The following is a 4,387-nucleotide window of genomic DNA, read 5'->3' as shown; positions in this document are numbered from 1 at the left end:
TCCCGAACAGGACAGTGAAACGACTTTGCGCCGATGATAGTGGACGGACGTCTGTGAAAGTAGGTCATCGTCAAGCTTTTATTCCGCAGAACCCCACAGGTAACCCCTGTGGGGTTTTGTCTTTGTGAGAGCCCATGATGTGCGCCCGTCGAGATGTACTCCAGGCGCATTCACCGGCTCACCGCAAGATTGGAGCGGTTGCCCAAACAGGGCAGGCACTCAAGCAGTTACGCCTGACAACCATAGCAAGGTGGTCCCACTCCTTCCCATCCCGAACAGGACAGTGAAACGCCTTTGCGCCGATGATAGTGGACGGACGTCCGTGAAAGTAGGTCATTGTCAGGCTTTGATTCGAGGAACCCCGCAGCTCGCGCTGCGGGGTTTTTTCTTTTGTGCCGGGGACCGTCGCGAGTCATGCGCGTGGGCAGAGGCCCATGCGAGCGGCAGTGCGCATCATGACGTTTTTGGTTCTTGCTTGCGGACCGTCAATCAGGCTGCAAGCCGCGCCAGCATTGAATGTGCACAAATAACAACGGCCGTGGGTCGGGTAGCTTTGTGCGGTAAGATTGACCGAGTCAATTCGTTGGAGCGTTATCGTGAGTGATCCCCAGACCCCCGTGCCCGGAACGACGTTAGACCTGCGCACGCTGACCCACGTGGCCTATGGCTTATACGCCCTGGGCTTTCTGACGAGTGGATTCCTGGGCATCGCCACGCTGGCGGCCGTAGTGCTGATGTATCTGAAGCGCTCGGACGCCGCAGGCACCGTCTATGCTGCTCATTTTGACTGGCTGCTGCGCACCTTCTGGTGGGCCCTGCTGTGGCTGGCCATCAGCGGCATCGCCACGCTCATCTTTATTGGTTGGATCGGCCTGGCCGCGACCGTGATCTGGGTACTGTATCGCTTGATCAAGGGCTGGCTGTCGCTGCTGGAAGGCACTGCGCCGACCACCTACGCCTGAGGTTCCGCGTTCAGACAAAAGGCCGGCATATGCCGGCCTTTTGCATTGCCGAACGAGGCGCCAAGGGCGCATGCTGCGCCTGCAGATGCAGACGAAACTCCCGGTGCCTGGGCCGGCCACGCTGCTGCATGAGGTTTGAGATGAACCTGGGCAGAAGCTGTGCCAACTGCCTGAAGAGGCGCGCCAAGCTTGGCTTTGGGGAATACTGATGCGGGAAATCGAGCCGTGCCGGTGAGGTTGCGGCGTGGCTGTCGCGGTAGTAGAAAGCTGCGCTGGGGAGGCGAGCTCGCCCAGGGATGAACCAGGGCGTCGCGACGATATGAAGGCAGGGACGTACGGGGTACGCCCTTTGCCTGCTTACTTCAGATGCGCGTTGACCAGCTTGGTCAGTTCGAACATCGTCACCTGATCTTTGCCGAAGATCGGGCGCAGCTTGGCATCGGCGTTGATGTTGCGCTTGTTGCTGGCATCTTGCAGGTTGTGCTTCTTGATGTATTCCCAGATCTTTTTGGTGACCTCGGTACGCGGCACGGCTTCCGAGCCGATGACGGCAGCCAGTTCGGCGCTGGGGGTCAGGGGCTTCATGAATGCAGCGTTCGGCTTGCGCGCGGTCGCGGGTTTGGAGGTTGTGGCCATAATGCGGCGCTCCTTCTCTGGCTGTTGGAAAAATTGTCCTGCGGCCGGAGCATAACGTGTCTCTCCCGTAAAGACAAAGGCATTTATCCTCTGTAGCAACTAAAATGCACGCACTGTCCTCCCTACATCGTCATTCTGTAACCTCCTATGTACGCACGATCTCCTTTGGAATCAATTCGCCTTTTTCATGACGAATTGACGGCGCTGCGGCGCGATTTGCACGCGCATCCCGAACTGGGCTTCGAGGAGGTACGGACTTCCGGCATCGTGGCGGGCGCGCTGGAGGCGCTCGGGATCGAGGTGCATCGCGGCATCGGCAAGACCGGCGTGGTGGGCGTCATACGCGGCAAGCGCTGCGACAGCGGGCGCATGATAGGCCTGCGCGCCGACATGGATGCCTTGCCCATGACCGAAGACAATGACTTCGGCCACAAGTCGACCAAGCCCGGCTTGATGCATGGTTGCGGCCACGACGGCCACACTGCGGTGCTGATCGGCGCCGCCAAATACCTGTCGCAGACGCGCAATTTCGATGGCACTGCGGTGCTGATCTTCCAGCCCGCCGAAGAAGGCCGCGGCGGCGCGCGCGCCATGCTGGAGGACGGGCTGTTCGATACCTTTCCGTGCGACGCGATCTATGCGCTGCACAACTGGCCGGGCCTGAAGCCGGGCACGATAGGCATCAATCCCGGGCCGATGATGGCCGCGGCGGATCGCTTTGAGATTCTGATCACGGGGCGCGGCGGCCACGGCGCGCATCCTTACCAGACCATCGATCCCGTCACGATCGCCGGGCAGATCATCACGGCCTTGCAGACCATTGTGTCGCGCAATGTGAATCCGCTGGATTCCGCGGTGGTGTCCATCGGATCCTTGCAAGCCGGGCACCCGGGGGCGATGAGCGTGATTCCGCGCGAAGCCCGCATGGTGGGCACGGTGCGCACCTTCCGCAAATCCGTCCAGGAAATGGTGGAGGCCCGCATGCGCGAACTGGTGTCCGCGATCGCGGGCGCCTTTGGCGGCACCGCTGAAGTGACTTATGAACGGATCTATCCGGCGACCTTGAACACGCCGCAACATGCCAATCTGGTGGCCGACATCGCCACCGAGATGATAGGCAAGGAGAACGTCGTGCGGGATCTGACGCCGTCGATGGGCTCCGAGGATTTCTCTTTCATGTTGCAGAACAAGCCTGGCGCATACTTCCGGCTGGGCCAGGGCGGAGCCGATTCAGGCTGCGTGCTGCACAACTCGCATTTCGATTTCAACGATGCCGTCATCCCCTTGGGCAGCGCGATGTTCTGCGCGCTGGCCGAACGGGGCATGCCGCTGGCAGATTAAGAAGCCTACCCATGTCTACTCAAAATACGACTCAGCTCACCATTACCCAGCCGGATGATTGGCATCTGCATTTGCGCGACGGCGCTGCCCTGGAGGCCGTGGTGGCGGACAGCGCGCGCCAGTTCGCGCGGGCCATCATCATGCCCAACCTGAAGCCTCCGGTCACGACCACCGAGCAGGCGCTGGCCTATCGCGGCCGCATCCTGGAGGCGTTGAAGAAGGCGGGCGGCAATCCCGATGCCTTCACGCCGCTGATGACGCTGTACCTGACCGACAACACCTCGTCGGAAGAGATCTTCCGCGCCTACGAGTCGGGCCAGGTCTACGCCGTGAAGCTCTATCCCGCGGGCGCCACCACCAACTCGGACGCCGGCGTGACCGACTTGCTGGGCAAGTGCACCAAGGCGCTGGAAGCGCTGGAAAAATGCGGCATGCCGTTGCTGGTGCACGGCGAGGTGACGGACCCGTCGATCGACCTGTTCGACCGCGAAGCGATCTTCGTCGAGCGCGTGATGAAACCTCTGCGCCGCGCCTTCCCCGCCTTGAAAGTGGTGTTCGAACACATCACGACGAAAGAGGGCGCCGAGTACGTGCGAGACGCGGAAGGCCCCATCGCAGCCACCATCACGCCGCAGCACTTGCTGTACAACCGCAACGCGATTTTCCAGGGCGGCGTGCGGCCGCACTTCTACTGTCTGCCCGTCCTCAAGCGCGAGACCCACCGCCTCGCGCTGGTCGAGGCGGCTACTAGCGGCAGCCCGCGCTTTTTCCTGGGAACCGACAGCGCGCCGCATGCGCGCGGCCTGAAGGAGCATGCCTGCGGCTGCGCCGGCTGCTACACGGCGTTACACGCCATGGAGTTGTACGCCACCGCCTTCGACGCCGTCGGCAAGCTGGACAAACTGGAGGGCTTCGCCAGTTTCCACGGTCCGGATTTTTACGGCCTGCCGCGCAATACCGGCACACTGACGCTGGCGCGCGAGACCTACCAGGTGCCTGAGGAAGTGGCGTTCGGCAACACGACGTTAGTGCCGCTGGCCGCGGGTGAAGCGCTGACCTGGCGCGCGCGCGTCTAAACCCGGTGCGGGACGGCGCGGCTCAGGCAGCGCGACAAGAAAATGCCCCCGAAGTCGGGGGCATTTTTCATGCGCCTCTATATGTATATAGAGACAGCCTGATTACAGCGCGCTTTCGCGGCGCGCTTCCAGTTGTTCCCAGCGGGCGAACCGTTCTTCGAGCTCGCTTTCCAGCTTGGCCAATTCGCCGTTGATGCGTTCGACTTCGGCCGGTGCGTCGCGGTACAGGCTGCCGTCGGCAAGCTTGCCGGCGAGTTCGGCCTGTTGCGCCTCCAGCGCGGCGATGGCGTCGGGCAGGCCTTCCAGTTCGCGCAGCTCCCAGGAGTTCATCTTGGTGGACTTGGCAGGCTTGGGCCGCGCGGCCTTGGCGCG

At 62.1% G+C, this 4,387-nt stretch carries 4 protein-coding genes, 1 rRNA gene and 1 pseudogene; 4 read left to right on the top strand and 2 right to left on the bottom strand.

The window, feature by feature from the left end; all coding sequences use genetic code 11:
• Positions 1–232 precede the first annotated feature (232 nt).
• Positions 233–345, top strand: a 5S ribosomal RNA gene (rrf, locus tag WBB14_RS16785).
• Positions 346–596: 251 nt separating this feature from the next.
• Positions 597–962 carry a DUF4870 family protein gene (locus WBB14_RS16780; RefSeq protein WP_173144044.1) on the top strand — a complete coding sequence of 122 codons (366 nt, stop codon included), beginning with the start codon at positions 597–599 and terminating at the stop codon, positions 960–962.
• 357 nt (positions 963–1,319) lie between these two features.
• Here the strand turns inward: WBB14_RS16780 and WBB14_RS16775 are convergent, their stop codons facing one another.
• Positions 1,320–1,598: an SWIB/MDM2 domain-containing protein gene (locus WBB14_RS16775; RefSeq protein WP_006217453.1), complete on the bottom strand. Its 279-nt coding sequence runs from the start codon at positions 1,596–1,598 to the stop codon at positions 1,320–1,322.
• A gap of 147 nt (positions 1,599–1,745) precedes the next feature.
• On the opposite strand from WBB14_RS16775, the gene WBB14_RS16770 reads away from it, so the two are divergent.
• Both WBB14_RS16770 and pyrC read left to right on the top strand, forming a co-directional pair.
• Entirely contained in the window at positions 1,746–2,939 is a 1,194-nt protein-coding gene (locus WBB14_RS16770) for a M20 aminoacylase family protein (RefSeq protein WP_424240843.1), read from the top strand.
• Positions 2,940–2,950: 11 nt separating this feature from the next.
• Positions 2,951–4,015, top strand: a complete 1,065-nt coding sequence (gene pyrC / locus WBB14_RS16765; protein WP_424240842.1) for a dihydroorotase — start codon at positions 2,951–2,953, stop codon at positions 4,013–4,015.
• Positions 4,016–4,117: 102 nt separating this feature from the next.
• Here pyrC and WBB14_RS16760 read toward each other — a convergent pair.
• A pseudogene (locus WBB14_RS16760) lies at positions 4,118–4,387 on the bottom strand (ABC transporter ATP-binding protein); the annotation flags it as partial.

It is taken from the genome of Achromobacter sp., from assembly GCF_049647645.1.
Lineage (GTDB): Bacteria > Pseudomonadota > Gammaproteobacteria > Burkholderiales > Burkholderiaceae_B > Achromobacter.
Note: the sequence above shows the minus strand (reverse complement) of the source record. Positions and strands in the feature narration are given on the sequence as shown.

Coding starts and splice junctions, on each gene's coding strand:
- pyrC (WP_424240842.1), top strand. CDS start 2,951: ATGTCTACTCAAAATACGACTCAGCTCACCATTACCCAGCCGGATGAT.
- WBB14_RS16770 (WP_424240843.1), top strand. CDS start 1,746: ATGTACGCACGATCTCCTTTGGAATCAATTCGCCTTTTTCATGACGAA.
- WBB14_RS16775 (WP_006217453.1), bottom strand. CDS start 1,598: ATGGCCACAACCTCCAAACCCGCGACCGCGCGCAAGCCGAACGCTGCA.